Raw genomic sequence first — 26755 nt, 5'->3', positions numbered from 1 at the left:
GCACGGTCGCGCGGCGTCCGCCTGCGCCCCTCGACGGACCAGCTCAGGGGGCGTCGCACCCTCCGGGGGCCGCGCCCCACGCGGCGGCGCACAAGGCGCGGTCGAGTTCCTCCGTGTAGACGGCGGCGGCGAGCCAGGCGCGGGCGAAGCGCCCGGAGTCGGCCGGGAGGAGCCGGCCGAAGGAGTCCCGGGCGCGGTCCGCCGCGGCGGCGTGGAGCTCGTCGAGGAGTTCCGCGGCGGTGCCCAGGCCGTGCCGGCGCAGTCGAGGACCGTCGGCGTCCCGGCCGCCGGGGAACGCCAGCACGCGGCGCCCGCCGGAGACGGCCTGGTGGACCCGGCGGCGCAGCAGATGCACCGGGGCCTCGTCGATGTCGGGCACGGACGCGGCACCCGGCGGTACGCGCGCGGGCAGATCCGCGCGGCGGAGCCGGTCCAGACCCAGGTCGACACGGGCGTCGGGGTCGGTGGGGTGGCTGACGGCCAGCAGCAGCGCGCGGGGGAACGGGGCCGGTGTGAGACGGGCGACGACACGCAGCCGGGAACCCCGGGCGGACGCCAGGAGACGCAGGTTGTCGCGGTGGGGCAGCGCGGGATCGTCATGGGCGGCGGCCAGACGCAGTGTCAGTCCGGCGCAGTCGGCGACCAGGCACTCGCCCGCCGCCTCGCGCACCGTGCCGGTGAGCGTGACGTCGAGGAACAGCAGGTCCTGCTCGGTCGTCAGCGCACGGGAGACCTGCTCGGCCACCGGAACCGTCCACAGGCGGTCGAGCGGCTCGGCGTGCCACGCGGCACCGGACGCGCGGACCGCCCGCACGCCCGCCCCCGCACCCAGGCGGCCCGTCGGGGAGACGGTCGCACCGGACACGACGAGCCCGGCGCGCGACAGTTCACGGTGGGTCAGGGTCGTGTCGCCGAGGCGTACGCCGCGATCGGCGGCGCCCGTGGCCCGGCCGGCGTCGCCGGGCGCGACGTCGGAGACGGTGTGGAGCCTGCCCGTGGCGTCGGCGGTCCAGGTGACGGCCCCCGCGTATCCGGTCGCCGTGAGCACGGGCTCGGAGAACAGCCCGTACAGGCGCAGCGAACCGTTCGGGGCGTACGGCTGCCGGACGCTGCCGCGCAGCGCGGAGAGCTCCTGCCCGACGGCGTCGGGGAGGCGGTGGGCGAGCCGCAGGACGTCGCGGAGCGCGGCGGCGAGGTCGGAGAGGCGGTAGGCGGGGTCGGCGCCGCGGGCCGCCCGCAACGCCGTGACGACGGAGACCGCGCGGCCCGCCGCCCGGGGGAGCCCCGCGAGCCGCGCGGTGTGCGCCGCGCGCAGCAGTTCGGCCTGCACGACGGCACCGGCGCCGTCCGTACCGGCCTCCAGCACGGCGGCGGCCGCGTCCCGCAGGTCGACCGCGGCGGCGCGCTGTTCGGGGGTGGCGGTGTCGGGGGGTGGGGCGGGGGCCGGTGACGTGGGAGCCGTGGCAGAGGGGTCCGCCGGGTGGGAGGCCGGTGGCTGGGTCGGGTTCGTGGTCGAGGGTTCCGCCGGGTGGGAGGCCGGCGGTTGTGCCGGGTCCGTGTCCGAGGGCACTGCCGGGTGGGCGACCGGCGGCCGGGGCGGGGCGGTGGCCGGTGGTTCCGCCGGATCGGCGGCCGGTGACGGGGTCGGGTCGGCGGCCGGTGACGGGGTCGGGTCGGCGATCGGTGCGGCCGAGGCCGCGGCGGCGCGGTGCAGGCAGCCGGGCGCCAGCAGGCAGCCGCAGCGGATCGCCTCCGCACGGGTCACCACGCCGCCGGGGGCGTGCAGTTCGAGGTCGGTGTCGTCGTCCACGGCGATGCGCACCACGTCGCCCTCGCGGACCACCGGCCGTCCCGCCACCTTGGCGACGCCCGCGTCCAGCCGCTTGCGGAGCCGGGGAGTCAGCGCCGCGACGAGTTCGGCGGTCACCACCGGGTCCACCGGCGGAAGCTGCGGGTTCACGTGATCTTCTCCCCTACCCAGCGGGCGAGTTCGAGCGGACTGAGAGCGGCGACCGGCATGCCCGCCGCGACGAGTCGGCCCGCGACGCCGGTGGAGTACCGGGGCCGGCCCGCGTCGTCGAGGCTCGCGCACCCCAGGACGTGGCAGCCGGCCCCGACCAGGGCACGGACCTCGGCGAGCAGGCCGCCCACCGGATAGCCCTCCTCGAAGTCGCTGACGACCACGACGAGGGTGCGGGACGGCACGGTGACCAGCTCGCGGGCGTGCCGCAGTCCCGCGGCGATGTGGGTGCCGCCGCCCACGCTGACCTCGAGCAGCAGGGACAGCGGGTCGTCGACGTGGTCCGTGAGGTCGACGACCTTCGTGGAGAACGCCAGGAAGTGTGTGGACAGGGTGGGCACCCCGGCCAGCACCGAGGCCGTGAGGGCGGACCAGATCGTGGACGCCTCCATGGACCCCGACACGTCGGTCACCAGGATCAGCCGCCAGTCGGCGGCGCGCCGGGCACGGGTACGGAAGACGGGGTGTTCGGGGACGACCCGGACGGTGCCGTCCGGGCCGCGGCGCGCGGAGGCCAGGTTGGCCCGCAGGGTGCGGGCCAGGTCCAGGCCGCCGCCCGGCCGGCGGCTCGGGCGGGGCAGCACCGTACCGTGCAGCGCGGGACGCAACCGGGTGGCCAGCTGCCGGGTGAGCGCGTCGACCAGACGCCGGACAAGGGGCCGGAGCGCGGCCAGGCGCGCCTCGGGCAGGCCGCCCGCGTGCCGGAGCACGGTCCGCAGCAGGTCGACGGAGGGCCGCGCACTGTCCGGATGGAGCTCGGCCAGTACGTCCGGCCGGCCCGCGGCGGCCGCGGCCGCCAGCACCTCCTCGCGGATGCCCGGACCGAACAGCGCCGCCAGGTCCTCCGACCACTCCCGCGCACCGGGATAGGGAGCCTCCCGGCCACCACCCCGGCCGGGACCGGTCAGGCCGCCCCGGCTGCCCTCGCCCCGGCCGCTGCCGTACAGCTCGTCCAGCGCCGTGGCCAGCGCGGCCGCCGACGGGGGCAGCCGGTCGGTCCGGCGGCCCAGCACGAGCCGCCAGCGGTCGGCGGGGGCGGGCCGGCGTTCTTCGACGGTGGCGGTCGGCGTGTCCCCGCGCGTGGTGACGGCCGGCGTGTCTCCGTGCGCGGTGGCGGCCGGCGTCTTCCCGCGCGTGGCGGCGGGCCCGGGCGCTCCGGCCTCGGCGGCCGGTGGCGCGGGCAGCAGGCCGAGGGCGCCGAGGGCGGACCGGGCCGCGAGGTCCGCGCCGGTCCACCGGGCGAGGGCGACGGGATCCACGCTTCCCGTGTCGGCCAGGTGATCGACCGCCAGCCGCTCCTCCACGAGGGACAGGAGCCGGTCGCGGGCCGCCGGGCTGAGGGCGTCGAATCCGCCGCGCAGCGCGGGCAGCCGGTCGAGGAAGTCCCGGTCGGGCAGGTCGGACACCCGGTTCAGGAGCGGCTCCAGCGCCGGGACCGCCGACTCCAGCAACGGGCCGGCGGCCGTCAGCAGCCCGGTCAGCCGTTCGGTGAGCGCGGACCGGGACGCGGGGTCGTTCGCCGTGTCGACCCACGCGGCGACGCGCTCGCCCAGCACCCGCGGGTCCTCGTGTCCGAGGAGCACCCGGACGGCTCCGGCGGCGCCCCGCATCAGGGGCGAGCCGTCCTCGGCCAGCCGGGCCAGGGCGCCGGTCAGCCGGACGCCGCCGAGGAGGTCCGCCCGGTGGGCGAGCTCCAGCAGGGCGTGCGCGTCCGCCGGGTCCTCGGCACCGGCCAGGCCGTCCACCTGACGCACCGCCGCGGCGGTGAGCAGTCCGGCCACGGCGGCGGCCCGGGCGGTACGGTCCTCGTCGGTCCCGAGCCCGGCGAAGTGCCCTGCCCGCAGCCGGTCCAGCAGACCCAGACCGGTCAGGAGTTCGGGCAGTGCCGCGGCACCGGGCAGCACCTCGGCGGCCTCCGCGAGCCGCGAGTCCGTCAGCTCCGGCAGGCCGCACTCAGCCGCCTGCCGCAGCCCCTCCAGCGTCTGCGCGGGCGTGGGGCCGCCCTCGTCCTTCTCCGCCCGCCACCGTTCCCGCAGCACCCCTTCGGCGGCCTGGGCGGCCGTGACACCGCGCACGCCGGCCGCGGACAGCATGGCCTCGGTCGCCGGGGTCCAGCGCACCTCCCACCGGGTCGTCAGGGCCTCGGCACCGCCCGCACCCGCCACCTCCTTCGGCTCCGCGTACGGCACCCCGCACACGGTCAGCCGGCGCAGCAGCAGGTCGCGCCGGCGGTCGAGGTCGGACCGCAGCGGATCGAGGCGCAGGTCCCGGGCGGTCGCGCCGCCCGGCCCGCCGGCCCCGGGGCCCGGCAGGCCCAGGGCCGTCACCTCCGCCTCGACCGCCGGGGCGAGGCCGCTGCGCGGTGCGCCCGGTGCGGGACGGCCGCCGCGGGTCCCGACGAGTACGTGTTCCATCGCCCGTGCGACGGCCCGCCCCCTGCCGTACGGTTCCCCCTGCGCGAGCACCGTCTGCACCGCCTCGACCAGCTCGCCCCGGCCCGCCGCCGGCAGCCCCCGCAGCCGTGCGAGGTCCGAGGCGAACCGGGTGATCTCGCGTGCGTCGGCGGGCCCCGACGGATGCCCCAGGGCGCGCAGTCGCGCACAGATCCGCACGGTCGTCCGGGTCAGCGCCTCCTCCAGCGCGACCGGATCGCCCGCCGCCCGCAGGACCAGGTGCTGCCACTCCGGATCCCGGATGCCGGCCGGGTAGCCCGACCGCTCGTCCAGGAGCGCGTAGGTGTACGGGATGAGCGAGGTCGTCCACACCGGCCGACGGCTCCCGGTTCCTGCCCCGGTCCCGGTGGCCCCCGGCTCGCGCCGCGTACCGGCGTCCGCCTCGGCCCCGTTCCCCGTCTCCCCGGCGGGGAGCGCCAGCGCCGGGGCGTGGAAGGCGCCGACGACCACGGCGGCCCGCTCCCCGTGTGCGGTGGCGGCGGCCAGCCGGTCCCGCATCCACTGTTCGCGGCGCAGATCCAGTTCGGGCACCCCGCCCGAGGCGGCGGCCTCCTCGCGCAGCGCCCACCCGGTCAGCAGCGCGGCCCGGCGCAGCGCCTGAGGGCCGGAGCCGGGCGCCGTCGCCTCGACGAGCCGGTCCCAGAGGTCCTCACCGGGACGGCCGGTGAGCCGGGCCCGCAGGGCGCGGGTGAGATCGCGTCGGCCGGGCTCCGGCGCGGGCCCCCTGCCGCCGCTCCACGCCCGGTCGGCCAGCGGCAGGTCGCAGGCGACGACCGGGACCCCGTGCCGCACCGCCCAGCGCACGGCGGCGAGTTCGGGGGAGAAATCGGCGAAGGGATAGAACGCCGGCCCCCCGTCCCCCTCGGTGGGCGCCGCGGCCAGCGCGACCGGCGCCCGGGTCTCCTCGTGGCCGAGCCAGGGCAGCCACTCCTGCATCTCGGCGGGAAGCTCGACCAGCAGGACGTCCGGAGCGGCCCCGTCCAGCAGCGCGGGCACGGCCGCCGCCAGGGACGGCGCGTGGTGCCGGACGCCGATGAGGTAGGGCGCCCCCGGATCCGTGAGGGCGTCGACCGCTTCACCGGGCGAGAGGGCCGGAGAGGGGAAGGAGGGCGCGGGGGAGGGGGAGGAGGACGGAGAGAGGAGCACGGCCGTCAGTCCTCCAGGACCGTACGCAGGTCCCACAGGGTGCGCCAGGTGGCCGAGCCCTGCTCCGCGCGACGCCGCACCGGACCGTCCCAGTAGCCGCGCAGCCGGGCCGCGTCGGCGGGGTCGTCCTTGCGTACGACGCCGAGGAGATGCCCGGGCAGCAGCCCCAGCACGTCGCGGTCGCCGGGGAAGTAGGCCGCGGCCAGCCCCAGCGCGCCCGCGACGGACACCGCTTCCGCCGTGCTCATCACGGTGGACGGCCGCTCGACCTCCCAGCCCTCCGCCGACCGTCCCTCGCGCAGGTCGCGGAACGCGGTGACCAGCGCCTCCAGCACCGCGTCGTCGACCGTGAAGGGCGCCCCGGCCCGCTCGACCGAGGCCCGCGCCTGGCTGCGGACCAGCGCGGTCTCCGCGTCGAGGTCCGGGATGGGGCCGACCGTCTCGAAGTTGAAGCGGCGCTTGAGCGCGGCCGACATCTCGGAGACGCCCTTGTCGCGCAGGTTGGCGGTGGCGATGAGGTTGAACCCCGGTGCGGCGTGCGCCAGGGCGTCCTCGCTGCCCGCCAGTTCGGGCACGGCGATGCGCCGCTCGGAGAGCAGGGAGACCAGGGCGTCCTGCACCTCCGGCAGACAGCGGGTGACCTCCTCCACCCGGGCGATGCCGCCGCGGGTCATCGCGGTCAGGACGGGCGAGGGCACGAGCGCCTGCCGGCTCGGTCCCCGGGCCAGCAGCAGCGAGTAGTTCCAGCCGTACTTCAGCTGGTCCTCGGTCGTGCCCGCCGTACCCTGCACGACCAGCCCGCTGGTGCCGCACACGGCGGCGGACAGCAGCTCGGACAGCATGGACTTGGCGGTGCCCGGCTCGCCCACGAGCAGCAGGCCGCGCTCCCCGGCGAGGGTGACGACGCACCGCTCGACCAGCGCCCGGTCGCCGACGAACTTGCCCGTCACCTCCAGCCGGCGCGGCACGCCCTCGGGCGCCTCGGCGTCGTCGGGCAGGCGCAGGGCCCGGCCGTCGCTGCCCATGACGAACGTGACGACGGCCCGGGGCGTGAGCCGCCAGGCGGGCGGGCGCGATCCCGTGTCGTACGCGGCGAGGAAGGCCAGTTCGGTGGCGTACCGGTCCTCGGGCGGCACGATCTGGCGGGCGGTGTCGGGAGACAGGGCGGTGGTCATCGAGGGATCTTCCAGGGGGGTCGGGACGGTGGTCATCGGCGGCCCTTTCGCGCGGGCCGGGTGACGAGTTCCTCGTAGGCGGGCGCGTCGCCGGAGCGGACCCGGTCCCAGGCACGGGCGAACAGCTCGGGCACCGGCAGCGGCGGCACTGCCCGCTCCCCCTCCCGCACCGGGTACAGGCCCTCCTTCCACGTCTCCACCGGCAGGGCGGGGGACTTGAAGTCGCGCCAGCCGCAGGGCAGGAAGAGCGAGCGTCCGGCACGCGCCCGCTTGGCCTCCACCACCAGGTCCGTGGCGGCGAGTTCGGCGCGTGCCTTCTTCAGCCGCGCGGGCTTCCAGCCGGTCCAGCGGGCCACGTTGCGGTCCGTCGGATCGGGCAGGGCGAGCAGCTGGAGGTAGAGCGCCGCCGCGTCCTCGCCCAGGCCGAGCGTCGAGGCGACCTCGGAGACCAGCCCGGGCGCGCCGACCAGCGGGTCCTGGGCGTATCCGACGGGGCCCTCGGGGTCCCGGCCGGCGGCGAGGGCCCGGGCCGGCTCGTCGGCGAGGAGGGTCCGCAGCGCCCGCAGACCCGACGAACGCCAGGGGCCCACGAGCCCTTCGAGCAGCCCGAGGACGGCGTCGTCCGGGCCGGTGAGTCCGGCCGGGCGTATCAGCACGGTCTCCTTGTCACCGTGCCAGGGACGCAGCGCCAGTGCCTCCCCGACCCAGATCGTGCCGTCCTCGTCGGCGCCGCCGGCCGCGGGCAGCCCGTAGGCCTTGCGCAGCTCGTCGGAGGTGTACCCGCCCTTCTCCGTCCACCCGACGCCCAGGTCGAGCAGCAGCGCCGGGTCGGCGAGACGGCGCCGCAGCGCGGCCAGGCCGTCGGGCAGGGCGGCACGCAGGGGATGGCCGTAGGGCAGGGCGTAGGCGAGGGCGGTGAGGGCGGAGACCGCGCCGGTCAGGCTGTGGCTCGAGGGCAGCGCGGCGGGGTCCTCCGCGACCAGGTGGCCGTCCTTGTCCGGCCGCTGCACGGTCGTGCGGCTGAGCCACGCGGTGCGGGACGGGTTGAGGACGGCCTCGGCGTACCCGGTCGGCAGCCCGTCGAGACAGGCGGCCATGTCCTCGGGCACGCGGACGAGGTCGCCCAGGCGCTCGGCCCACACCCGGCCCGCCGCACCGGTGTCGGGCCCGGACGTCCACAGGTCGGCGGGGACCTCCGGCAGCAGGGCGCCGATGAGCGCCGCCCGGTCCTCCTCGAGCACCGAGCCCAGCATGCCCTTGACCGCGTCGAACTGCCGCGGCTTCATGCCGGTCACGGCCGACGCGTCGGCGCCGGCGTTCGCCGGGTGGCCCGCGAGCAGTACCGCGGCCTGGAGGGGGCCCAGGGCCCCGTGTGTCGCCTCGGCGAGCGCGGCGGGTGCCTCGGCCTGCCAGGGGGCGGCGTCCTTCTCCCGGACCAGCCGGACGAAGGCGGTGAGCTCGTCGGCGGTGAGGGCCGGGGCGTGCCGGGTCTCCCGTTCCAGCGCGAAGTGGGCGACGGCCCCGAACCGGCCCGTCGGATCGTGGTCGACGGCGAGCCAGTTGACGCGGTCGCGGGCGTAGTCGGTGCTCTGGCAGGCGAGGACGACGACGGTGCGGCCGTCGCGGCGCATCACCTGCCCGACGCGCTGCCGGTTGTCGCGCGGCTCGCTCAGCACGACCTCGCGCAGCGCGTTCCCGGGGGCGGTGACAGGCCCTTCGGCGAGTGCTTCGAGCAGCAGCAGCAGGGCCTCGCGTTCGGCGGCGGGCAGGGTCGGCGTGGCGGCACGGTAGGCGAGCGGGCGCAGCGCGGCCAGCAGCGGCGGCCAGACCAGGCCGATGCCGGGGACCGTGTGCTCCTCGCTGTGCCATCCGTCGCCGAGGGCGGCGAGGCGGGGGAGGTCGGGCAGCTTCCTGCCGGTGGCGGGCTCGCCCGACAGCACGTGGTTGACCGCGCGGATCTGCCGGAGCGTGTGCCACTGGTGCCTGCCGCCGTAGCCTCCCCGCAGCCCGGTCAGGCAGGAGGTGGCCGCACGCAGGATCTCGTCGGTGCCGTGTTCGGGACAGTAGTCCGGGAACATGCCCTCGAGCAGCCGGCGGTCCGGCTTCGGCCTCTCCACGGGGGGCGTCGCGAACGCGGTGGCCAGGCCGGCGATCTGGAGCGTCGTCCGCACCAGGCCCGCCACGCCGGCCAGCATCCGCTCGTCGGTGAGGCCGGGCAGCGACCGGGACACCGTCCGGCGCACGACGTCGTCGGCGCTCGGCACGACGGGCTCGCCGTCGTCGTCCACCGTCTTACCGGAGCCCTGCGAACCGCCGGAGCCCTGGGCGCCGGCCGTCCCGGTCGCGGCGTTCGCCGCCTCGTCGGCGCGAGCGGCGGCCACCTGGGCCTCGCGCTCGGCCAGCGCCCGTGCCGCCTCCCGCAGCACCTCGGCCGCGCGCTCGTCGGTCAGGGACCGCAGCACGGCCGACGCGGCCTCGTCCCGGGGGCGCAGCGCGTGCCAGAACGCGGCCGGCGGCACGAACGGCGTGCCCGCGGCGAACGTCCCGCCCCGCTCGTTCTCCACGACGTGGCCGAGCTCACCGCTCGCGGTGGGGTCGTCCTGCGCGAACAGGGAGAGCCGCCGGTGCATCCGGGCCACGACCGGCTCGGCGCCCCCGGGCAGCCGCAGCGCGCCGAGCGGAACGGCCCGCGCCCCGCGCCGTGACGTGCGCAGCGTGGCGGTGCGCCCGTCGGGCGTACCGGTGGTCGTGCGCAGCTCGTCGGCCTCGTCCTCGGTCCGCACCCAACGGCCGACGACCGTGCCGTCGGTGCCGAACGGGGTCGCCTCCAGGCCCGGTTGCAGGGGCAGCGTCTCGCACTCGTCCTGCAGCAGCGTCGCGCCGTCCCGGATGCCGGAACGCAGGAAGGCGGGCAGGGAGGCGCGTCCGTGGGTGCCCGTCTCCGGGTCGTACTCCAGCCACACCCGCTGCCGTCCCTGCCTGCCCTGGCGCCACAGCAGGGAGCCGTCGCCGATGACGGGCCGGCCGGCGGGCAGGACGGTGTCACCGGCGTGCAGTGTGCGGCCGCCGGTGGCCCGGCCGCCACCGGGCAGCGGGATCGACGGCGCACCGGTGCTCCGGTCGTACCAGCCGCGGCTCACCTGCTCGCCGGTCAGCGTGAAGGTCTCGGACGGCCGGGCGGACCAGTAGCCCTTCTGCTTGCCCTCCTGCCACCACACCACCAGCAGCTCACCGTCGGCGTAGCGGAACTGCGGGCGCCGCCAGCGGTCCAGGCCGGCCGGCAGCCGCAGCTCGTGTTCGAGCAGGACGCCGTCCGGGCCGACGACGACCGCCTTGTCCCCGCGGCTGAGGACCAGGCAGGGCCAGGCCTCGTCCACGGTCAGCGTGTTGTCGCGGTCCTTGCGCGGCTCGCGGTCGAGCAGTCCCAGCGCCTCGTCGAGCGCGGGCCAGCCCAGCTCGTCGAGGATGCCGGCCCGCAGGGTGCGCCCGAGCAGCGGAGCCGTCTCGTACCGGGCGACCCGGGCGACGGCCTCGGGATTGACGCGTGGGGCGACGGAACGGAAGGGGCTCAGCCGGTTCAGCGCCGTACGGGCCCCGGGCAGGCCCGTCGCGCCGGCGAGTTCGGCGACCGCTCCGTCCAGCCACTCGCGCAGCACGTCCCCGAGGACGGGGTGCTCGGCGAGGGGTTCCAGCGTGCGGTCCCCGTTCCGGTCGCCGCCCACCGCGCCGACGGCGCGCAGCAGCAGGGGACGCAGCCGCGGGTCCGCCGCGACGGCGGTCAGGTCGCGCCGTCCGGGCCGGATGGAGAGCAGCCAGTCGTTCAGCCGCATGTGGACCTCGGTGCCGGGATCCGGGAGGGCCAGGGGGATGTCCTCGGCGGCGCACAGGTCGAGCAGGTCGATGTCGACGCCGGTGTGCCGGCGGCCGGTGAACAGGTCGACGGGCCGTCCGTCGGCGCGCAGTCGCGGCGCCATCCGGGCGACGAGGTCCAGGGTGGCCGGCGAGCGGTCGCTGACCGTACCGCCGTGCTTGCGGTGGGCGGCCCAGCGGCTCAGCCAGTCGGCGGCGTCCACGCTCTCGGCCGTATCGGCGCCGTCCGCCCCGGCACCGTCGCCGGACGCGTCGGTGAGCAGCCGGTCGGCGCCGCATTCGGCGAGCAGTTCCAGCCAGAACTCGTCGGCCGTGGTCGTCCGGTCCAGCCCGGCCGGCATGATCTCCAGCAGGCGGGCCCGTACGCCCGGACGCCGGCCGGCGAGGACGGACAGGGTGGCCCGGTAGGCCGTCCAGAAGGAGGCGGGTGCCCGCACGGCGGCGGGGGAGGCGATCAGGTCGGCGACGAGGTCGCACTCCGCCTCGGCGCGGTCCAGCCCCGCGGCCTTGATGAGAGCACGGGCGTCCTGGGGGAGCGACGCGTACGGCGGCATGCCCGCCGCGCAGCGCTCCACGGTCAACCGCCGGAACTGGTCCCACGCGTGAGCGCCGTCGAGCCGCGCGGTCAGGTCCTTCACGTGCTGCTTGAGCGCCTTGACGGTCAGCGCGCCCGCGAAGGCGAACTCCAGGAAGACGGCGCGCTGCCGCTCCTCGTCGACGGGGAGCGCGTGCACCCGCTCGGCGTCGCGGGCCTTGCCGAAGAAGGCGCCCGCGTAGGTGGTGTTGTCGTGCTGGAGGAAGATGCGGGCGGCCTGCTCGTAGAAGGTGGGCAGGAAGTGCGGCACGGCCCGGCCGAGCCGTTCGCCGAGCTCCTCGAAGCCCTCCTTGGCGGCGCCGGGGCGGGACTTGGCCTGCCGGGCGAGCCGCTCGACGTCCTTGACGAGGGCCAGCGCGTGATGCCCGTTCGCCGGGTCGTTGACCAGGGCCCACGCGGGGAAACCGAGGGTCTCCCGCCGGACCTGCCCGACCTCGGGCGTCTGTGCCTCCCGGGCCAGGCCGAGGAATTCCAGCGCGAGGTCCTCGGCGTCGCCGAGGGTGCCCGGCACGAGCCGGACGACACTGCGGCCGTCGAGGGCGGGGTGCGTGTAGGTGCGGACGGTGAGGGTGTCGGCGTCCTCGCGGCCGGTGCTCCCGGGCGGCAGGATCGCGCCGGACTCCAGCAGGGCGGCGGCGGTGGCGTCGTCGTACGCGGCGCCGGCGGGGTTCGTTCCGTGCGTGCTGTTCATGCCGCCCGCTCCTCGTCCTCGATGTCACGCCCGGCGTACAGCGCCGCGGCCATGCGCATGCCCTCGGACCAGGCCACGGGCCCGACCCGGCCGAGCTTCAGCACCTGCCCGGCGGCGTCGGTCCACATCAGGGGACCGGTCTCCGTCTCCTCGTAGCCGTCGTAGTCGCCGACCCATACCCGGGCCTCGACGCCGTGCCCCTCCTCGCGCACGGAACACACGGCGTAGCCGCCGCGCACGCGGTAGCCGAGCTGGGTGACCCGCCCGTGCAGGAACCGCAGTTCCCCGAACGCGCCGCCCGCGTACTCCTCGACGGAGGTGGCGTCGGCGTCGAGCGCGGCGGGCCGGTGCCACACCTCGCGGAAGAGCTGCCGGGCCCGCTGCTCGACGCCGAGTTCGACGGCGAACTCCCGCAGCTCCTCCAGGTCCTCCAGGAGCACCGGGTGCGGAAGGCGGACCAGGGCGGGGGCGATGCGCACGGTGTCGCCGTCGAGGTCGACGATCCCGAGCCCCCGCTCGGGGTCGGCGTCCCGCAGGAACCCGGCGACCTCGCCGTCCGCCCCGGTGACCACGAGGTCGCGCAGGGCGGACCGCCAGGCGGGGTCGGGCCACACTCGGATGAGCACGTCGAGGGGCACGGGCAGCGACCGCACCATCCACCGCTCCACGTCGGTCAGGCACTGGCGTTCGTGCCGCTCCAGCCACTCGGCGAGCTGCCGCAGCCCGACCACGGCCGGATCGTCCGCGAGCTTGGCGGGCACCGACTTCAGCCGTCGCCCGGCCGCGTTGCGGCACACCACCTTCCCGTCGTCCAGGGCGACCTCGTAGTCCCCGGCCGTCACCCACCCCATACGTGCCTCCCGCACCGCAGTGATCAAGTGGGGGGAACTCTAGGACAGGCCACTGACAACGCCGCGCGGCGGTCAGTTCTCCAGGCGGACCGGCATGAGCAGCGAGAACGTGTCCTCGTCGTCGGTCCGGCGGAGCGCGAGGGGAGCGGTGGGGGCGCCGAACTCCAGGACCAGCCGGTCCCGGGCACCGGCGGCGAGCGCGTCCAGCAGGAACGCGCGGTTCACGGCCACCCGGTCCGGGGCGTCGTCGCCGTCCCCGCAGACGGTCACCGTGCCGTCGTCCGCGACGCGCAGCACGCTGAGGTCGTGCGGGACGCCGTCCGTCTCGCCGGGTCGGACGGGACCGGTCTCCAGGGACCGCCGGAAGTCCGGCACGTCGACGACGGTCCGGCGCCCGGACGGCAGGTGGACGAGACGGCGGTAGTCGGGGAAATCGTGCGGGAGGCACCGCCCGGCCGTCTGCCGGTCCCCGCTCTCGAGCGTCACACGGTCGCCGTCCACGGTGAGCCGGACGGGCCCCACACCGGTCAGCAGCGCCCGCATCGCGTCGGCGAGCGGGGAGGGCACGACGACCTGCACGCGGGGTCCGTCGTGCCCGGCGGCACCGAGACGTGCCACGGCGAGCCGGTACCGGTCGGTGGCCACCACGCGCAGGGCGCCCTCCGCCAGGTCGAACAGGACGCCGCCGAGCATGGGCAGTTCGGGATCGGTGCCGGCCGCGAAACGGACCGCGTCCAGCGCGGCGGCCAGTCCGGGCGCGGGAACGGACAGCCGGACGGTGCCGGTACGGAGCGAGGTCATGGGGTTCTCCCTGTGGTCGAGCAGGACGCGGAGCGTGGAGAACTCGTCACGGGCGTCGGACAGCCCCTGTTCGAGACGGCGCAGATGCGCCTGGAGAAGGGTCCGCACGAGATCCGGATCCGCGCCGGACCAGCCGGCCAGCACCAGCCGGATGTCCGCCAACGGCATCCCGGCCCGCCGCAGTCGGGCCAGCACCCGGGCCTCCTCCACCTGCTCCGGCGCGTACCAGCGGTAGCCGCTGACCGGGTCCACCCGGGCGGGGACCAGCACACCGGCGCGGTCGTAGAACCGCAGGGCGCTCACGCCCAGGCCGCTGTCGCGGGCCGTCTCCCCAATGCTGCGCATCTCGCTCTCCACACCCGCGACTGTGGGCCCTTGACCAGGTCGAGGGTCAATCCCGCTCTCCCGCGCCTCCGTCCCGCGGCCCGGCCGGTGTCAGCCGAGCACGAACGGCAGCCGCGCGGCGAGCCCGCCGAGCGCGGCCTCCTCCGCACCGGTCGGCGCCCGGCGGCCGGTGCCGACGAGCAGCGCGTCCGTGTCGGTGAACGACGCCGGGAACGCGGCGCCGGCGGTCTTCTCCAGCGTCGCGCGGGAGTGGGCCAGGGCCTCCGTCGGCGGCCCCGCCACGTCCGGGAGGTGCGCGATCAGGTCGAGGTGGTGCAGGGTCCACTCCAGGACGTACGCGGTGAGGTAGTCACCGGCGGTGAGGACCTCGCCCTGCGTGCTCACCCGGGCGCCGCGGTCGGCGAGTTCGGCGGCCCGGCCCGCGGCGGAACCGACGTCGTCGAGGTGGAACGCGAGCAGCCGCGGATCCTCGTACGCGGCGGCCAGCCGGACGGTCAGCGCGTCGAGGGGGTCCTCACCGGTCGGCGGCCGGTCCCCGGTCTTCCAGTAGGACACCGCGTCGACGGTCGGTTCCGCCCCGGCGGGAGTGACGAGGGTGATCAGGACGTCCTGCGCGTCGATGACCAGATGGCACACGAGGTCCCGCACGAGCCAGCCGGCACAGCCGGACGGCTTCGCGAAATCCTCGTCCGGGAGTCCGGCGACAGCGGCGAGCAGCGCCGTCCAGGAGCGGGAGAAGAGATCCACTCCGGCACCGTAGTGCCGCCCCGGAGCACGGACAAGTCGCGCCCGGAACGCCTACAGGAACCGCCGGACGGGCAGGACCGCGGCCTCCCTCACCCGCTGCAGTGCGGCGCGGCGCTTCCAGCGGACCCGGTCGATCGCGACGCTGCGCTCCAGGTCCGCGTCGAAGTCCCGGTCCAGGCCGGCGGTGAACTCCTCGTCGAGCACGGCGAGCATGACCTCCTCGTCGTGGTCCATGGAGCGCCGGTTGAAGTTGGTCGAACCGATCAGCGAGGCCACGCCGTCCACCGTGATGATCTTGGCGTGCATCATGGTCGGCTGGTACTGGAGGATCGACACGCCCGCGTCGAGGAGCCGTGAGTAGTGGTACTGGCCGGCCAGTTGGCACGCCCGCTGGTCGGTGTGCGGGCCGGGCAGCAGGATCTCCACGGTCACCCCGCGCCGTGCGGTGGCGCACAGCAGGTCGACGAAGTAGGTGTCGGGGGCGAAGTAGGCGGTGGCCAGACGGAAGCGGTGCTCGGCGGAGGTGAGCATGACCCGGATCAGGGTCTGCATGTCCTGCCAGCCGAAGCTGGCCGAGCCGCGCACCACCTGGACCACGGAGGTGCCGGGCTGTGTGTGCTCGGTGAACCGGTCCCGGTCGTCGTAGAGGTCGTCGTGGCACTCGGCCCAGTTCTGGGCGAACGCCGCGGCGATGCCGTCCACGGCCGGGCCCCGCACCTTGACGTGCGTGTCGCGCCACTCGTCCGGGGTGCGGGCGTCGCCGCACCACTCCTGCGCGATGCCGACACCGCCGGTGAACGCCGTGTGCTCGTCGACGATCAGCGCCTTGCGGTGGCAGCGGTGGTTCTGCTTGAACGGCGACAGCCACAGTGGTTTGCGGAACCAGGCCACCTGCACACCGGCGGCGTCCATGGTATCGAGCAGTTCCCGTTCGATCTCCTTGGCGCCGAAACCGTCCAGCAGCAGCCGCACCCGGACGCCGGCCCGGGCCCGCTCCGCGAGGGCGGCGGCGAAGTCGTGGGCGATGCGGCCCCGCCAGTACACGAACGTCATCATGTCGACCGTGTGCTTCGCCGACCGGATCGCCTCCAGCATGGCCGGGAAGATCTCATCGCCGTTGCGCAGCGCGGTGAGTTCGTTCCCCTCGGTGGCGGCCACACCGATGAGCCGCTCCAGACGGCGCCGCAACCGCTGGACACCGGCCGGACCGGCGCCGGGCCGCCGCTCCGGCGTGGCCGCGCGCCCGGGCGCTGAAACCTGTTCCGGCATCCGTCCTCCACCTGCCTGTTCCGCGGCCGTCCCTGTGCCGCCGGGGCCCCGGAAGCTTAATCCGCCCCTCGCACCCCTGGCCATCGGCCTCACGGACGGTGGCCGGGGATGCGAGGAGGCGGTGCGGTGAGGGCGGCCGCGCAGGGTTCGCGGCAGCCGGTCCCGGCACCCCGAGCGGTCAGTTCCGCACCTGGCCGCCCTGCGTCACCTGGCCCGTCATGTCGGTCACCTGGCCGGCCGGCGGGGCCTCGGCGTCGACTTCCGTGCCGAAGTCGGAGAACTCCATCAGTGTGCTGACCTTGACCTGTCGGGGCGAGGCGCCGCCCTCGGGCCGGGCGGAGGCCGGTGCCTTGAGCACCATGTCGATCTGCTGGCGGCGGATGCGGCCCTCGTCGTCGAGCCAGATCTGCATGGGCAGCGTCGGACCGAGCTGCTCGCGCAGCCGGTCGCCGCCGGGGAGCTTCGCGACGTCGACCGAGACCTTGTAGCGGGTGGTGTCGACGCCGTCGACCTTCTCGCTGCCGACCTTGGAGACGTCCTTGTCGGTGATCGCCCTGGCGTAGGCGGCGGACTGGGCCGGGTCACCGATCTGCTGCGGGTTCGTGCCCTGTCGGCCGGCCACCCGCTTCAGGTCGATCTTGATCCAGGGTTTCCCGCCGGCGGTCTTCCGGTCGGGGACCTTCTGGTAGAGGACCTGGTCGACCACGCGCTGCTCGATGCTCTTGCCTTCGGCGGCGACGGTCATGGTGCTGTCGCCCTCGGCCAGGTCGACGGCGCCCCGGCCGTTCGCGGTGACCGACTCGCCGTTCGCGTCGGCCTTCACTCTGATCGTCAGCTTGGCCGTCTCGGCCTCGGCCGTCTTGTCGTAGGCGCCGCGCACGGCCGCCGTGCCCTGCTCCCGGGTTCCGGCGGAGCCGCTCGCGCTCGCCGAGGCGGTGGACCCGCCGGCCCCCGGTTCGCTGTCGTCACCGCAGCCCGTCAGGGCGACGCTCCCCATGACGACGGCCGTCGCGACCGCGACCGCCTTTCTCCCCCTGCTCCCCATGAAGGTTCCTCTCTCCTCACGATGGCCGACCGTTGCGGAAGTGCCGTCGGCTGCCACCGCGAGTGCCCGGGGCGATCGCGTATACGCCCGAGGGGCGGACGGTTGGCCTGTTCTCGAGATCTCCGTACAACCGGTGCAGGAAATTCCCTTCAGCGGGTAACCGGCTGACGGAAAGGGGTGCCCGGCAGCACTGTTGCCGTTTGACGACAATGACCATGAGGCAAGAAAGCAGCCGCGTCGGACTGCGGGGAAGGACCTGGAATGCTCCGGTGGGCGGAGACCGCTCAGCGGGCCGGCCGCGATCGCCCGAGGGTGACGGCGGCTCCGGCGTCGCGAACGGCGGTTCAGGCGGTTCGGCTGTCCGAGCCCGAGGCGCCGTCACCGTGCGTCTGCGCCGCCGCGGTGGCGCAGAACGCCTCCAGCCCCTCCAGCAGGGCGACCCGCTTGGCGGCGGGCATGCCCGCCAGTACCTTCCGCAACTCCTTCTCCCTGCGGGCGCGCAGGTCGGCGAGGAACGCGCGGCCCCGGCCGCTGAGGTGCAGCCGCACCTCGCGCCTGTCCTGCGGACTCACCACCCGCTCGACGAATCCGGCCGCGTGCAGCCGGTCGCACAGCCGGCTGGTGGACGGCGGCGTGGAGGCGAGGGACTCGGCGAGGGTGCGCAGGTTGATGCCGTCGTGGTGCTCGAGGATATGCAGCACGCGCAGCTGGGACGCGGAAGTGGGTGCCGTGGAAGCCCGGCCCCACACGACCTCCAGCAGCTCAACGGCCGTGGTGGTCACCCGCGCGACCTCGTCGGGCTCCGGGCGGCGGCGGAAGGCAGTCACGATCACACTCTCGCAGGCGCTGGGACGCCTGCCAGCGTACTAGGCCCCCGCGCGGGTCACGGATGTTCGATTCGGGGCGACCGACGTGGCCCCGCGGGCGGGGCGCGTTCCCTGCCCGGTGAAAGATTGGTGTGTCTCCCGTCATGAACAGATTTGTGGTCGCCGAACGCGCTCTGCGCACGGCGGCTCCCCACGAGTTGCTCGACGCCATCCGCGCCGTACTGATCGACCAGTACGGCGCGGAGGACGTCGAGCTCTTCATGGCCGACTACGGCCTGACCGTGCTTCAGCCGGTGTCCGTACTGCCGCACACCATGGAACCGGTGTCGGTGCACAACAGCCCGGCGGGCCGGGCCTTCGGTTCGCAGAGGCCGTACTGCGAGGAGGCGCGGGACGGGCGGGCTCGTCTGCACCTGCCGGTCAGCGTGCGCGGCGACCGGCTCGGCGTGCTGTCCGTCACCCTGCCCGGGGCCGGCGCCGCACGGCGGTGGGAGCCCGAACTCGCCGAGATCGCCGACGTGCTGGGGCACGAGGTGATGGTGGCGGAACGCGACACGGACCTGTATCTGCAGGCGCGCCGCAGGGACCGGCTGACCCTGGCCGCCGAGATGCAGTGGCAGCTGCTGCCCGGCCGTTCCTGCTCCCGCCCCGAGTACGAGCTGGGGGCCCAACTGGAGCCCGCGTACGCCATCTTCGGCGACAACTTCGACTGGTCCGCCACCGCCGACCACCTGATGCTGTACGTGACCAACGGCATGGGGGAGGGCATAGAGGCGTCCCTGCTGACGAACCTGGCCCTCAACGCCCTGCGCAACGCCCGGCGGGCCGGCATTCCCATCGCCGACCAGGCCGCCCTGGCCGACCAGGCCGTCTACGCCCACTACCGGGGACGCTGCTACCTGTCCGTCCTCATGTTCGACTTCGATCTGGTCACCGGCCGGGCGAGCGTCGTGGACGCGGGCTCCCCGCAGCTGCTGCGGCTGCGGGGCGGCACCGTGGAACGGGTCTCCTTCGACGCCCAGTTGCCGCTCGGCATGTTCGAGGAGACCGACTACGTGGCGCAGGACTTCGACGTCGAGCCCGGCGACCGGCTCGTCTTCGTCAGTGACGGCGTTCACGCCGTGGCGTCCCCGAAGGGGGAGGCGTACGGGGAGGCGGCCCTCGCCCGGGCCATCCACTCGACCCGGTTGCTGCCCGCCGCCGAGGTGCCGCGCGCGATCCTGCGGGAGCTGACCGGCCACCGCGGCGAGGCCCTGCCGGAGGACGACGCCCTGGTCGTGTGCCTGGACTGGCGCGGAAGACCGTCGGCCGGCTGACGGCCGGACCGACCGGTCGTCACGATCGCGTGTTGTTCGCCTCGTTCCACCCCGCAGATGCTTGTCATCTGGCAATAATTGCTCCATGGCTCGCCGACCGGCCGGTCATGCGGCACAGCAGGGAGACGATGCAGGTGGCGGAGCACGGCACGGCCCCCGGGGTTGCGCAGGACCTGGCCGGCTTTCTCGGGCGGCGCCGGGAGCAGATTGCCCAACGATGGGCGGACGTCGCGCTGTTCCGTTCGGTCTTCACCGTTTCGAGGGACGAGGCGGTCGAGGCGGGCAAGGCCGTCGTGGACGCCCTCGCCGACGTGGCCCGCACCGGGCGGCTGGAGGACACCGGGGCACCGGGGTTCGGTGCCGTCAGAGACCAGCTCGGCCGGATGTCCGCCGCCCGCAGCCGGGCCGGCGTCGGCCCGTCGCGGATCGCCGGCGAGGTCGCCGGGCTGCGCGAGCCGGCCGTCGCGCTGCTGCGGGCCGAGTACGAGGAGCCGGCCGGCGAGCGGGCGCACGCGTGCGTGCTGGCGCTGACGGTCCTGATGGGCACGCTCCGTCTGGTGGTCGCGCAGACGACGGTGAGCGCGGGTGAGGAACTGATCGCACGCCAGCGCGAGCAGCTGCTGGAGGTGGCCACCCCGGTCATCAAGCTGTGGGAGGGCATCGTCGCCGTGCCGCTGATCGGCACGCTCGACAGCGCCCGCAGCCAGGTCGTCATGGAGAACCTGCTGGAAGCGATCGTGGCCGAGCGCTCCCGGTACGCCATCCTCGACATCACCGGTGTGCCGACCGTCGACTCGCTCGTCGCCCAGCACCTGATGAAGACGGTCGCCGCGGCCCGCCTGATGGGCGCGGAGTGCATCGTCTCCGGGATCCGGCCCGCCATCGCCCAGACCATCGTCCACCTCGGCATCGATCTCGGGTCCGTCGTCACGCGAGCCACCCTGGCCGACGCCCTGGCTCACGCGCTCGGCAGGCAGGGCATCGTCGTCCCTCCGCGCCCGGTCGCGGGAGGGACCCCGCGGTGACCGGCGTCTTCGCCACCCACCCGGTGCCGGTGCCGGTACTGGCGCTGGGGGACGTCCTGCTGGTCACCCTCCAGGGCGAACTGCACGACGGGGCGGCCGTGCAGCTGCAGCACGACATCGCCCGTCGCCTCGCGTCCGGCCCGGCACCGGTGGGCGGCGTCGTGATCGACATCTCCGGCGTCGCGATCGTCGACTCCTTCCTCGGCCGCGTCCTGGCCGAGATCGCGGCGAGCGCGCGTCTGCCGGCCACCCGTACCGTCCTGGCCGGCATGCGCCCCGCCGTGGCCGTCACCCTCGTCGAGCTGGGCCTCACCCTGCCCGGCCTGGTGACGGCTCTGGACGTGGACAGGGCGCTTTCCCCGCTGGGCCGGGCCCCGTCGCCGGCCCCGCCCCCTCACCCGGAAGAGGGTGCGTGATGCACGCCCCACTCGCCTCGACCACCCGCCTGCCCATCGGCTCGGACGTGGATCTGGGCCGCGTACGCCAGCACGTGCGCCAGGCCGCCGCGGGCCTGGGCTTCGGCCTGGTGCAGCAGACGAAGCTGGTGACCGCGGCCAGCGAACTGGCCCGGAACACCCTGGTCCACGGCGGTGGCGGGCATCTGGAGATGACACGGCTGGAGGAGGGCGCCGGTCGCGGGCTGCGGCTGTCCTTCGTCGACGCGGGCCCCGGCATCCGTGACGTCGAGCTGGCCATGACCGACGGCTACACCTCCGGCGGCGGCCTGGGACTGGGGCTGAGCGGGGCCAGACGACTCGTGCAGGAGTTCGCTCTCGACAGCCGACCCGGGCAGGGCACCACCGTCACCATCACCGACTGGGTCACCGGCTTCCCCTCGGCCCGCACGGGCGCGCCCTGAGACCCCGGCCCGCACGGGCGTGCGCCCTGAGACCCCGGCGCGGCGGCGAACGCGACGACGAGTCCTGTCGGCGCCACGCCTGACAGGCTCCGCATCAGGGCCGGGCGGTGTCCCCGTCCGGAACACCGCCGTCGCGTGCGGTCAGGAATCCCGGCATGCCGTGGCGCAGCGCCGCCCGAGCGGCCGGTTCCATGGCGGCGAGCGCGGCGGCCAGCGCGTGCGACCGGTGTGCGGCCACCTCGTCCAGGACCTGCCGGCCGGGCCCGGTGAGACCCAGCCGCACCTCACGCCGCTTGCGCGGATGCGGGGCACGCTCCAGGAGGCCGGCCGCCTCCAGCCTGTCGCACAGCCGACTGGCGGTCGGCAGCCCCATCTCCAGGCGTTCCGCCAGGGTGGTGAGGTTGAGCCCCGGCTCCGCCTCCAGGACCCGCAGGGCCCGCAACTGGTGCGGGGACAGACGCAGGCTCGTCCCCTGAGCGGCCACGGTCCACAGGGTCGCCAGGAACTCCACGGCATCGGCGATCTCCAGCGCGAGGGCCATGGGGTCATCGCCCGATCCGTCGGCCGAATCGTCCCCGGAGCCGTCGAAGCGCGTCACGAACGCATCATTTCCAGTGATCACCTGCCGGTGCGCCTACCGTCCTCTCACCTCCACGCGGTACCCGGAGAGCCGCCGGGCAAGCCCGGCCGGGCCCGCCGTGGCGTGAACGCGGTGCGGCGACGACGCCCTTCGGCCCGCGGCCGCAGCACCGGGCGCCGCACGGGCCCGGGTGGAGCCGACGACAGGGGACCGGCGGGTCAGCCCTCTGCCAGCACCAGCACGATCGGCACGCCCCGGCACGGAACGAGACGAAAGCCCCGCTGGGTGTCGGGCCGGCCCGCCAGCAGAACGCTCCCGAAGTCCGGCCCCTTGGTGAGGGCGCCGACCAGGTGCGCGGGGTCGGCCGAACCGACCACCCGCCCCCGGGCGTTGACGAGGTGCGCCCGCCCGGGCAGCTCCCGCAGGACGGGCAGGACCGCGGCTTCCAGGTGCCGCAGATAGATGTCGGCGGCGGCCACTCCGGCGAAGCGGCCCTCGTGGTGCACGGGCACCGAGAGGGTGAGGCCGTACTCGTCGGAGCACAGGTAGTCCACGTAGGGCCCGGCCACGGTCCGCTGCCCGGTGTCGCGCGGCCGGGTGAACCACTCCCAGTGCGTGTAGTCGGAGTGCGCCGACCGTGCCGGATCCAGGTCGAGGAGCAGGGGGCGGATCGACCCCCGCACGTCGGTCTGCCACCACTCCATCCAGGCCGGTACGTCACGCAGCAGGCCCGGGGCCGCGATGAAGCCCAGGCCCGAGATCAGGTTCCCGGCCAGCAGGCGCCGGTGGAACTCAGGACGCAGGGCCGCGAGGTCGGCGCTGACGGGGGCACGGCCGCCGAGGGACACGCCGTGCAGGAGAGCGGTGGTGGCCGCGGCGACCTCCGCGACCTCCCGGAAGACGTCCTCGAGTTCGCGGCACACCCGTGTCAGGGCGCGTTCTTCCGCGAGGGTCGCGCACGAGGATCCGGCGGTGCGGGGCGTACCGGTGAAGGCGGGGCTCGTGCTCATGCGTGCCTCCGGCAACGGTGGGGGGAGCGGCGACTACAGCGCGAGCCGCTCCCCGATGAGCCGGGCGATGGACTCGCGTACGCACTGTTCGGCCAGGTCCCTGGCCGATTCGCGCGCCCCATCTTGCACCGCTGAGATCACGGCGCGGTGACGGTCGGCGGTTTCTGCACGATATTCGTCGTCTCTCAGCACAAGGCAGAGCAGGATGCCCACTTCTGTCTGGATGGTGATCTGTTCCCGGGTGAGCCGGGCGGACTGGGAGGCGGCCGCCAGTTCGACGTGGAAGCGTCCGTAGACCCGGCTGCGCTCCGCGGCGTCGGCCGCCGTGACCAGCTCCTGTCGGGTCCGGCGCAGCTGCCGGAGGTCCTCCGGTTCGGTGCGCTCCGCCGCCAGCAGGGCCGCCGCTCCGCTGAGGGCGGCCCAGTGGTCGCCGAGGTCCCGCAGCTCGTCGGTGCTCCAGCCGGCGAGCCTGGCGGCGATGCGGTCCGCTCCGGGGTCCTCCGGCAGGGACACGAAGCTGCCGCCACCGCGGCCCCGCCGGGTGACGACCATGCCCTGCTGGCGCAGGGCCACCAGGGCCTCCCGCAGGGTCACCGTCGAGACGCCCAGCTGGGTGGCGAGGTCGGTCTCGCCGGGCAACTGCTCCCCGTCCGCCAGCAGTCCGAGCTCTATGGCGTCACTCAGCCTGCGGACCACCGCGTCGACGCGGGCGGTGTTGTCCACGGGGGCGAACAGGACCTGCCGGGTGCCGCCTTTGCCGCCGGTCCCGCCCCGCTCGTCGCGCCTCACGACCATCACCTCGCCTTGTTGACTGAAGCTTTACCCTATCGGCGTCTTGAACTTTGAACTATGACTTCATATGTTTCCGTTCAACTTACGGAGCGCCAGAAAGGTTCCCGCCCCATGAATGGGATAGCGATCAGGCTGCAGGGCCTGCGGAAGTCCTTCGGCGGGACGGTCGCCGTGTCCGGGGTCGACCTGGAGATCCCGGAGGGGGAGTTCTTCTCGATGCTCGGCCCGTCAGGCTCGGGCAAGACGACCGTCCTGCGGATGATCGCGGGCTTCGAGAGCCCCACCGACGGCCGGATCGAACTCGCCGGGCAGGACGTCACCCGCCGCGCGCCCTTCGAACGGGACGTGCACACCGTCTTCCAGGACTACGCCCTGTTCCCCCACATGACGCTGGAGCAGAACGTCGCCTACGGGCTGAAGGTCCGCAAGGTGCCCAAGGAGGAACGACTGCGGCGGGCCCGGGAAGCCCTCGACGGCGTCCGCCTCGGGCACCTCGCGGCACGGCGCCCGGCCCAGCTCTCCGGCGGCCAGCGCCAGCGCGTCGCCCTGGCCCGCGCCCTCGTCGGCCGTCCCAGGGTGCTCCTGCTCGACGAACCGCTCGGCGCCCTCGACCTCAAGCTGCGCGAACAGATGCAGGTCGAGCTGAAGGCCATCCAGCGCGAGGTCGGCATCACCTTCGTCTTCGTCACCCACGACCAGGAGGAGGCCCTGACGATGAGTGACCGCATCGCCGTCTTCAACGAGGGCCGCATCGAACAGGTCGGCACCCCCGCCGACATCTACGAACACCCGGCGACCGCGTTCGTGGCCTCCTTCGTCGGCACCTCCAACCTGATCGCGGACGACGCCGCCCGGCGCATCGTGGGAGCGGCGGGCACCCACAGCATCCGCCCCGAGAAGATCCGGGTCCTGAAGGAGCACGAGCCGGCCGGTGAACCGGAGCACTCCAGCGCCACGGGGACCATCGCCGAGGTGGTCTACCTGGGCGACTCCACCCGCTTCCTCGTCGACCTCGACGCCGGCGGCCGTCTCACCGCCGTCCAGCAGAACCTGCGGACCTCCTCGGCGGACGTCGCCGCCTACCGCGGCACCCGGGTCCGCCTCCAGTGGCACCGCGACCACTGCGTCGCCATCCCGGCCGGCCGCTGACCCACCGCACCCGCCGCCCCCTCCGCCTCACCGTCCCCGTTCGTCCCCAGCACCCTCACGCCCAGTAGGAGAACATCGTGCGCATCGCCCGGGCACTGCAGGCGGCCTCCGCCGCCGTACTGCTCCTCGCCGCCACCGCCTGCGGCTCCTCCGACTCCGGATCCGGCCCCGCGGCCGGCTTCGACCCGCCGGACCTCGAGGCACAGTCGACGCTCGGCCCGACCGAGGGCCAGGTCAACCTCGTCGCCTGGGCCGGCTACGTCGAGGACGGCTCCAACGACCCGAAGACCGACTGGGTCAGCGAGTTCGAGAAGCGGACCGGCTGCCAGGTCAACGCCAAGACCGCCGCCACCTCCGACGAGATGGTCAAGCTGATGAAGACCGGGCAGTACGACGCGGTCTCCGCCTCCGGCGACGCCTCGCTGCGCCTGATCGCCTCCGGCGACGCGGCCCCCGTCAACACCGGGCTCGTCCCGAACTACGCCGACATCTTCAGCGGCCTGAAGAACAAGCCCTGGAACTCCGTCGGCGGGAAGATGTACGGCATCCCGCACGGCCGCGGCGCCAACCTGCTCATGTACAACACCGACGTCGTCAAGCCGGCCCCGACCTCCTGGTCCGTCGTCTTCGACGGCGCCTCGGCCCACAAGGGCAGGGTGACCGCCTACGACTCCCCGATCTACATCGCCGACGCCGCCCTGTACCTCAAGAGCACCCGGCCCGAACTGAAGATCCAGAACCCGTACGCGCTCGACCAGAAGCAGTTCGACGCGGCCGTGGACCTGCTGAAGAAGCAGAACGCCCATATCGGCGAGTACTGGGGCGACTACCTCAAGGAAGTCTCCGCCTTCAAGAGCGGCGACTCCGTGGTCGGTACCACCTGGCAGGTCATCGCCAACCTCGCGGCCGACGAGGGCGCCGAGGTCAAGACGGTCGTCCCCGAGGAGGGGACCACCGGCTGGTCCGACACCTGGATGGTCTCCGCCAGGGCCAAGCACCCCAACTGCGCCTACAAGTGGCTCGACTGGATCGTCTCGCCCAAGGTGAACGCCCAGGTCGCCGAGTACTTCGGCGAGGCGCCCGCCAACTCCAAGGCGTGCGGGATGACCGGTGACAAGAACTTCTGCGCCACGTACCACGCCGCCGACGAGGCCTACTGGAAGGACACCGCCTTCTGGAACACGCCCATCGAGCAGTGCCTGGACGGCCGTACCGACGTCAGGTGCGTGCCCTACGCCAAGTGGGTGCAGGCCTGGACCGAGATCAAGGGCTGAGGAGCCGCACCGACATGACGACCACCGTGCCGGCCGCCGGACGCCCCGCCCGGGGCACCGTCCGGCGGCTCGCCGGAGCCCTGCACCGCAGGCCCCGGCTGAGGCTCTCCCTGCTGCTGACCGCCCCGCTGCTCTGGCTCGCCGTCCTCTACCTCGGCTCGCTCGCCGTCCTGTTCCTCTCGGCGTTCTGGACGACCGACTCCTTCACCTCCGAGGTCGTCAAGGTCTGGTCGACCGACAACTTCCGCGAGCTGTTCACCCAGCCCGTCTTCCGCCAGGTGATCTGGCGCAGCCTGGGCGTGGCCCTCGCGGTGACCGCCCTGTGCGCCGTCCTCGCCTTCCCGCTGGCCTTCTACACCGCGCGCGTCGCCCGGCCCGGCCTGCGCCCCCTGCTGGTGGTCGCCATCCTCACCCCGCTGTGGGCCAGCTACCTCGTCAAGGTCTACGCCTGGCGGCTGATCCTCTCCGAGGGCGGGGTCGCGGACTGGATGCTGAAGCCGTTCGGCCTGTCCGGCCCCGGCTACGGACTCCCGGCCGTGATCATCACGCTGACCTACCTGTGGCTGCCCTACATGGTCCTGCCGATCCACACCGCCCTGGAGCAGCTTCCGGCCGGGCTCCTGGACGCCTCCGCCGACCTCGGCGCCCGCGCCGGACGGACCTTCCGCTCCGTGGTGCTGCCCCTGGTCCTGCCGTCCGTCGCCGCGGGATCGGTCTTCACGTTCTCCCTCAGTCTCGGCGACTACATCACCGTGCAGATCGTCGGCGGCAAGACCCAGATGATCGGCAACCTCGTCTACTCCAACATCGAACTCAACCTGCCCATGGCCGCCGCCCTCGGCACCGTGCCCGTCGTCGTCATCGTGCTCTACCTGCTGGCGATGCGACGCACCGGCGCCCTGAAAAGCCTTTAAG

Annotated in this window: 20 protein-coding genes; 7 read left to right on the top strand and 13 right to left on the bottom strand. The window is 74.5% G+C overall.

The features are described 5' to 3' along the window. Positions 1 to 43: 43 nt before the first annotated feature. The 10 genes from ACIRFH_RS16865 to ACIRFH_RS16820 all read right to left on the bottom strand — a co-directional run bounded on the left by ACIRFH_RS16865 (position 44) and on the right by ACIRFH_RS16820 (position 17790). Positions 44 to 1960, bottom strand: a complete 1917-nt coding sequence (locus tag ACIRFH_RS16865; protein WP_403521186.1) for a hypothetical protein — start codon at positions 1958 to 1960, stop codon at positions 44 to 46. Continuing rightward, positions 1957 to 5619: a DUF5682 family protein gene (locus ACIRFH_RS16860; RefSeq protein ID WP_403521184.1), complete on the bottom strand. Its 3663-nt coding sequence runs from the start codon at positions 5617 to 5619 to the stop codon at positions 1957 to 1959. Before ACIRFH_RS16860 ends, ACIRFH_RS16865 begins: the two co-directional genes overlap by 4 nt. Positions 5620 to 5624: 5 nt before the next feature. Beyond that, positions 5625 to 6794, bottom strand: coding sequence for an AAA family ATPase (locus tag ACIRFH_RS16855; RefSeq protein ID WP_403521182.1), 1170 nt, complete (start codon positions 6792 to 6794; stop codon positions 5625 to 5627). Positions 6795 to 6826: 32 nt separating this feature from the next. Further along, positions 6827 to 11950, bottom strand: a complete 5124-nt coding sequence (locus ACIRFH_RS16850) for a hypothetical protein (protein ID WP_403521180.1) — start codon at positions 11948 to 11950, stop codon at positions 6827 to 6829. Next, positions 11947 to 12801: a DUF4132 domain-containing protein gene (locus ACIRFH_RS16845; RefSeq protein WP_403521178.1), complete on the bottom strand. Its 855-nt coding sequence runs from the start codon at positions 12799 to 12801 to the stop codon at positions 11947 to 11949. Before ACIRFH_RS16845 ends, ACIRFH_RS16850 begins: the two co-directional genes overlap by 4 nt. Positions 12802 to 12873: 72 nt before the next feature. After that, on the bottom strand, positions 12874 to 13947 hold the full coding sequence (locus ACIRFH_RS16840; protein ID WP_403521176.1) for a MerR family transcriptional regulator: 1074 nt from the start codon (positions 13945 to 13947) through the stop codon (positions 12874 to 12876). 90 nt (positions 13948 to 14037) lie between these two features. Continuing rightward, on the bottom strand, positions 14038 to 14694 hold the full coding sequence (locus ACIRFH_RS16835) for a maleylpyruvate isomerase N-terminal domain-containing protein (RefSeq protein WP_403521174.1): 657 nt from the start codon (positions 14692 to 14694) through the stop codon (positions 14038 to 14040). Between the two features lie 51 nt (positions 14695 to 14745). Continuing rightward, positions 14746 to 15963, bottom strand: coding sequence for a phosphatidylserine/phosphatidylglycerophosphate/cardiolipin synthase family protein (locus tag ACIRFH_RS16830; protein ID WP_403521172.1), 1218 nt, complete (start codon positions 15961 to 15963; stop codon positions 14746 to 14748). 178 nt (positions 15964 to 16141) lie between these two features. Further along, the gene (locus tag ACIRFH_RS16825; RefSeq protein ID WP_403521170.1) at positions 16142 to 17008 is read right to left on the bottom strand and encodes a hypothetical protein; all 867 of its coding nucleotides are present in this window, start codon (positions 17006 to 17008) and stop codon (positions 16142 to 16144) included. 344 nt (positions 17009 to 17352) lie between these two features. Then, positions 17353 to 17790: a MarR family transcriptional regulator gene (locus ACIRFH_RS16820; protein WP_403521421.1), complete on the bottom strand. Its 438-nt coding sequence runs from the start codon at positions 17788 to 17790 to the stop codon at positions 17353 to 17355. Positions 17791 to 17978: 188 nt separating this feature from the next. On the opposite strand from ACIRFH_RS16820, the gene ACIRFH_RS16815 reads away from it, so the two are divergent. From ACIRFH_RS16815 to ACIRFH_RS16800, 4 genes are all read left to right on the top strand, one after another. Further along, on the top strand, positions 17979 to 19151 hold the full coding sequence (locus tag ACIRFH_RS16815) for a PP2C family protein-serine/threonine phosphatase (RefSeq protein WP_403521168.1): 1173 nt from the start codon (positions 17979 to 17981) through the stop codon (positions 19149 to 19151). 128 nt (positions 19152 to 19279) lie between these two features. Beyond that, on the top strand, positions 19280 to 20176 hold the full coding sequence (locus ACIRFH_RS16810) for an STAS domain-containing protein (protein ID WP_403521419.1): 897 nt from the start codon (positions 19280 to 19282) through the stop codon (positions 20174 to 20176). After that, on the top strand, positions 20173 to 20592 hold the full coding sequence (locus ACIRFH_RS16805; RefSeq protein WP_403521166.1) for an STAS domain-containing protein: 420 nt from the start codon (positions 20173 to 20175) through the stop codon (positions 20590 to 20592). The genes ACIRFH_RS16810 and ACIRFH_RS16805 overlap by 4 nt, the downstream gene beginning before the upstream one ends. Further along, complete coding sequence (locus ACIRFH_RS16800) at positions 20592 to 21035, top strand: ATP-binding protein (protein ID WP_403521417.1); 444 nt, start codon at positions 20592 to 20594, stop codon at positions 21033 to 21035. The genes ACIRFH_RS16805 and ACIRFH_RS16800 overlap by 1 nt, the downstream gene beginning before the upstream one ends. A gap of 94 nt (positions 21036 to 21129) precedes the next feature. Here the strand turns inward: ACIRFH_RS16800 and ACIRFH_RS16795 are convergent, their stop codons facing one another. The 3 genes from ACIRFH_RS16795 to ACIRFH_RS16785 form a co-directional block, all read right to left on the bottom strand. Beyond that, on the bottom strand, positions 21130 to 21633 hold the full coding sequence (locus ACIRFH_RS16795) for a MarR family transcriptional regulator (RefSeq protein WP_403521164.1): 504 nt from the start codon (positions 21631 to 21633) through the stop codon (positions 21130 to 21132). A 200-nt stretch (positions 21634 to 21833) separates the two neighbouring features. After that, positions 21834 to 22625 carry a hypothetical protein gene (locus tag ACIRFH_RS16790; RefSeq protein ID WP_403521162.1) on the bottom strand — a complete coding sequence of 264 codons (792 nt, stop codon included), beginning with the start codon at positions 22623 to 22625 and terminating at the stop codon, positions 21834 to 21836. 33 nt (positions 22626 to 22658) lie between these two features. Beyond that, positions 22659 to 23414, bottom strand: a complete 756-nt coding sequence (locus ACIRFH_RS16785; RefSeq protein WP_403521160.1) for a FadR/GntR family transcriptional regulator — start codon at positions 23412 to 23414, stop codon at positions 22659 to 22661. 114 nt (positions 23415 to 23528) lie between these two features. On the opposite strand from ACIRFH_RS16785, the gene ACIRFH_RS16780 reads away from it, so the two are divergent. The 3 genes from ACIRFH_RS16780 (at position 23529) to ACIRFH_RS16770 (ending at position 26754) form a co-directional block, all read left to right on the top strand. Further along, positions 23529 to 24566 (top strand): ABC transporter ATP-binding protein, encoded by a 1038-nt coding sequence (locus ACIRFH_RS16780; RefSeq protein WP_403521158.1) that lies wholly within the window; start codon positions 23529 to 23531, stop codon positions 24564 to 24566. Between the two features lie 77 nt (positions 24567 to 24643). Further along, entirely contained in the window at positions 24644 to 25840 is a 1197-nt protein-coding gene (locus tag ACIRFH_RS16775; protein ID WP_403521156.1) for an ABC transporter substrate-binding protein, read from the top strand. Positions 25841 to 25854: 14 nt separating this feature from the next. Then, positions 25855 to 26754 (top strand): ABC transporter permease, encoded by a 900-nt coding sequence (locus ACIRFH_RS16770; RefSeq protein ID WP_403521154.1) that lies wholly within the window; start codon positions 25855 to 25857, stop codon positions 26752 to 26754. Position 26755 lies beyond the last annotated feature (1 nt).

This window comes from Streptomyces sp. NPDC093586 (genome assembly GCF_044764905.1).
Classification (GTDB): domain Bacteria; phylum Actinomycetota; class Actinomycetes; order Streptomycetales; family Streptomycetaceae; genus Streptomyces.
The sequence above is the reverse complement of the archived record's forward strand: the minus strand, read 5'-3'. Positions and strand labels throughout refer to the sequence as shown.

Coding starts and splice junctions, on each gene's coding strand:
- ACIRFH_RS16855 (WP_403521182.1), bottom strand. CDS start 6,794: ATGACCACCGCCCTGTCTCCCGACACCGCCCGCCAGATCGTGCCGCCC.
- ACIRFH_RS16850 (WP_403521180.1), bottom strand. CDS start 11,950: ATGAACAGCACGCACGGAACGAACCCCGCCGGCGCCGCGTACGACGAC.
- ACIRFH_RS16845 (WP_403521178.1), bottom strand. CDS start 12,801: ATGGGGTGGGTGACGGCCGGGGACTACGAGGTCGCCCTGGACGACGGG.
- ACIRFH_RS16840 (WP_403521176.1), bottom strand. CDS start 13,947: ATGCGCAGCATTGGGGAGACGGCCCGCGACAGCGGCCTGGGCGTGAGC.
- ACIRFH_RS16830 (WP_403521172.1), bottom strand. CDS start 15,963: ATGCCGGAACAGGTTTCAGCGCCCGGGCGCGCGGCCACGCCGGAGCGG.
- ACIRFH_RS16825 (WP_403521170.1), bottom strand. CDS start 17,008: ATGGGGAGCAGGGGGAGAAAGGCGGTCGCGGTCGCGACGGCCGTCGTC.
- ACIRFH_RS16815 (WP_403521168.1), top strand. CDS start 17,979: ATGAACAGATTTGTGGTCGCCGAACGCGCTCTGCGCACGGCGGCTCCC.
- ACIRFH_RS16810 (WP_403521419.1), top strand. CDS start 19,280: ATGCAGGTGGCGGAGCACGGCACGGCCCCCGGGGTTGCGCAGGACCTG.
- ACIRFH_RS16800 (WP_403521417.1), top strand. CDS start 20,592: ATGCACGCCCCACTCGCCTCGACCACCCGCCTGCCCATCGGCTCGGAC.
- ACIRFH_RS16790 (WP_403521162.1), bottom strand. CDS start 22,625: ATGAGCACGAGCCCCGCCTTCACCGGTACGCCCCGCACCGCCGGATCC.
- ACIRFH_RS16780 (WP_403521158.1), top strand. CDS start 23,529: ATGAATGGGATAGCGATCAGGCTGCAGGGCCTGCGGAAGTCCTTCGGC.
- ACIRFH_RS16770 (WP_403521154.1), top strand. CDS start 25,855: ATGACGACCACCGTGCCGGCCGCCGGACGCCCCGCCCGGGGCACCGTC.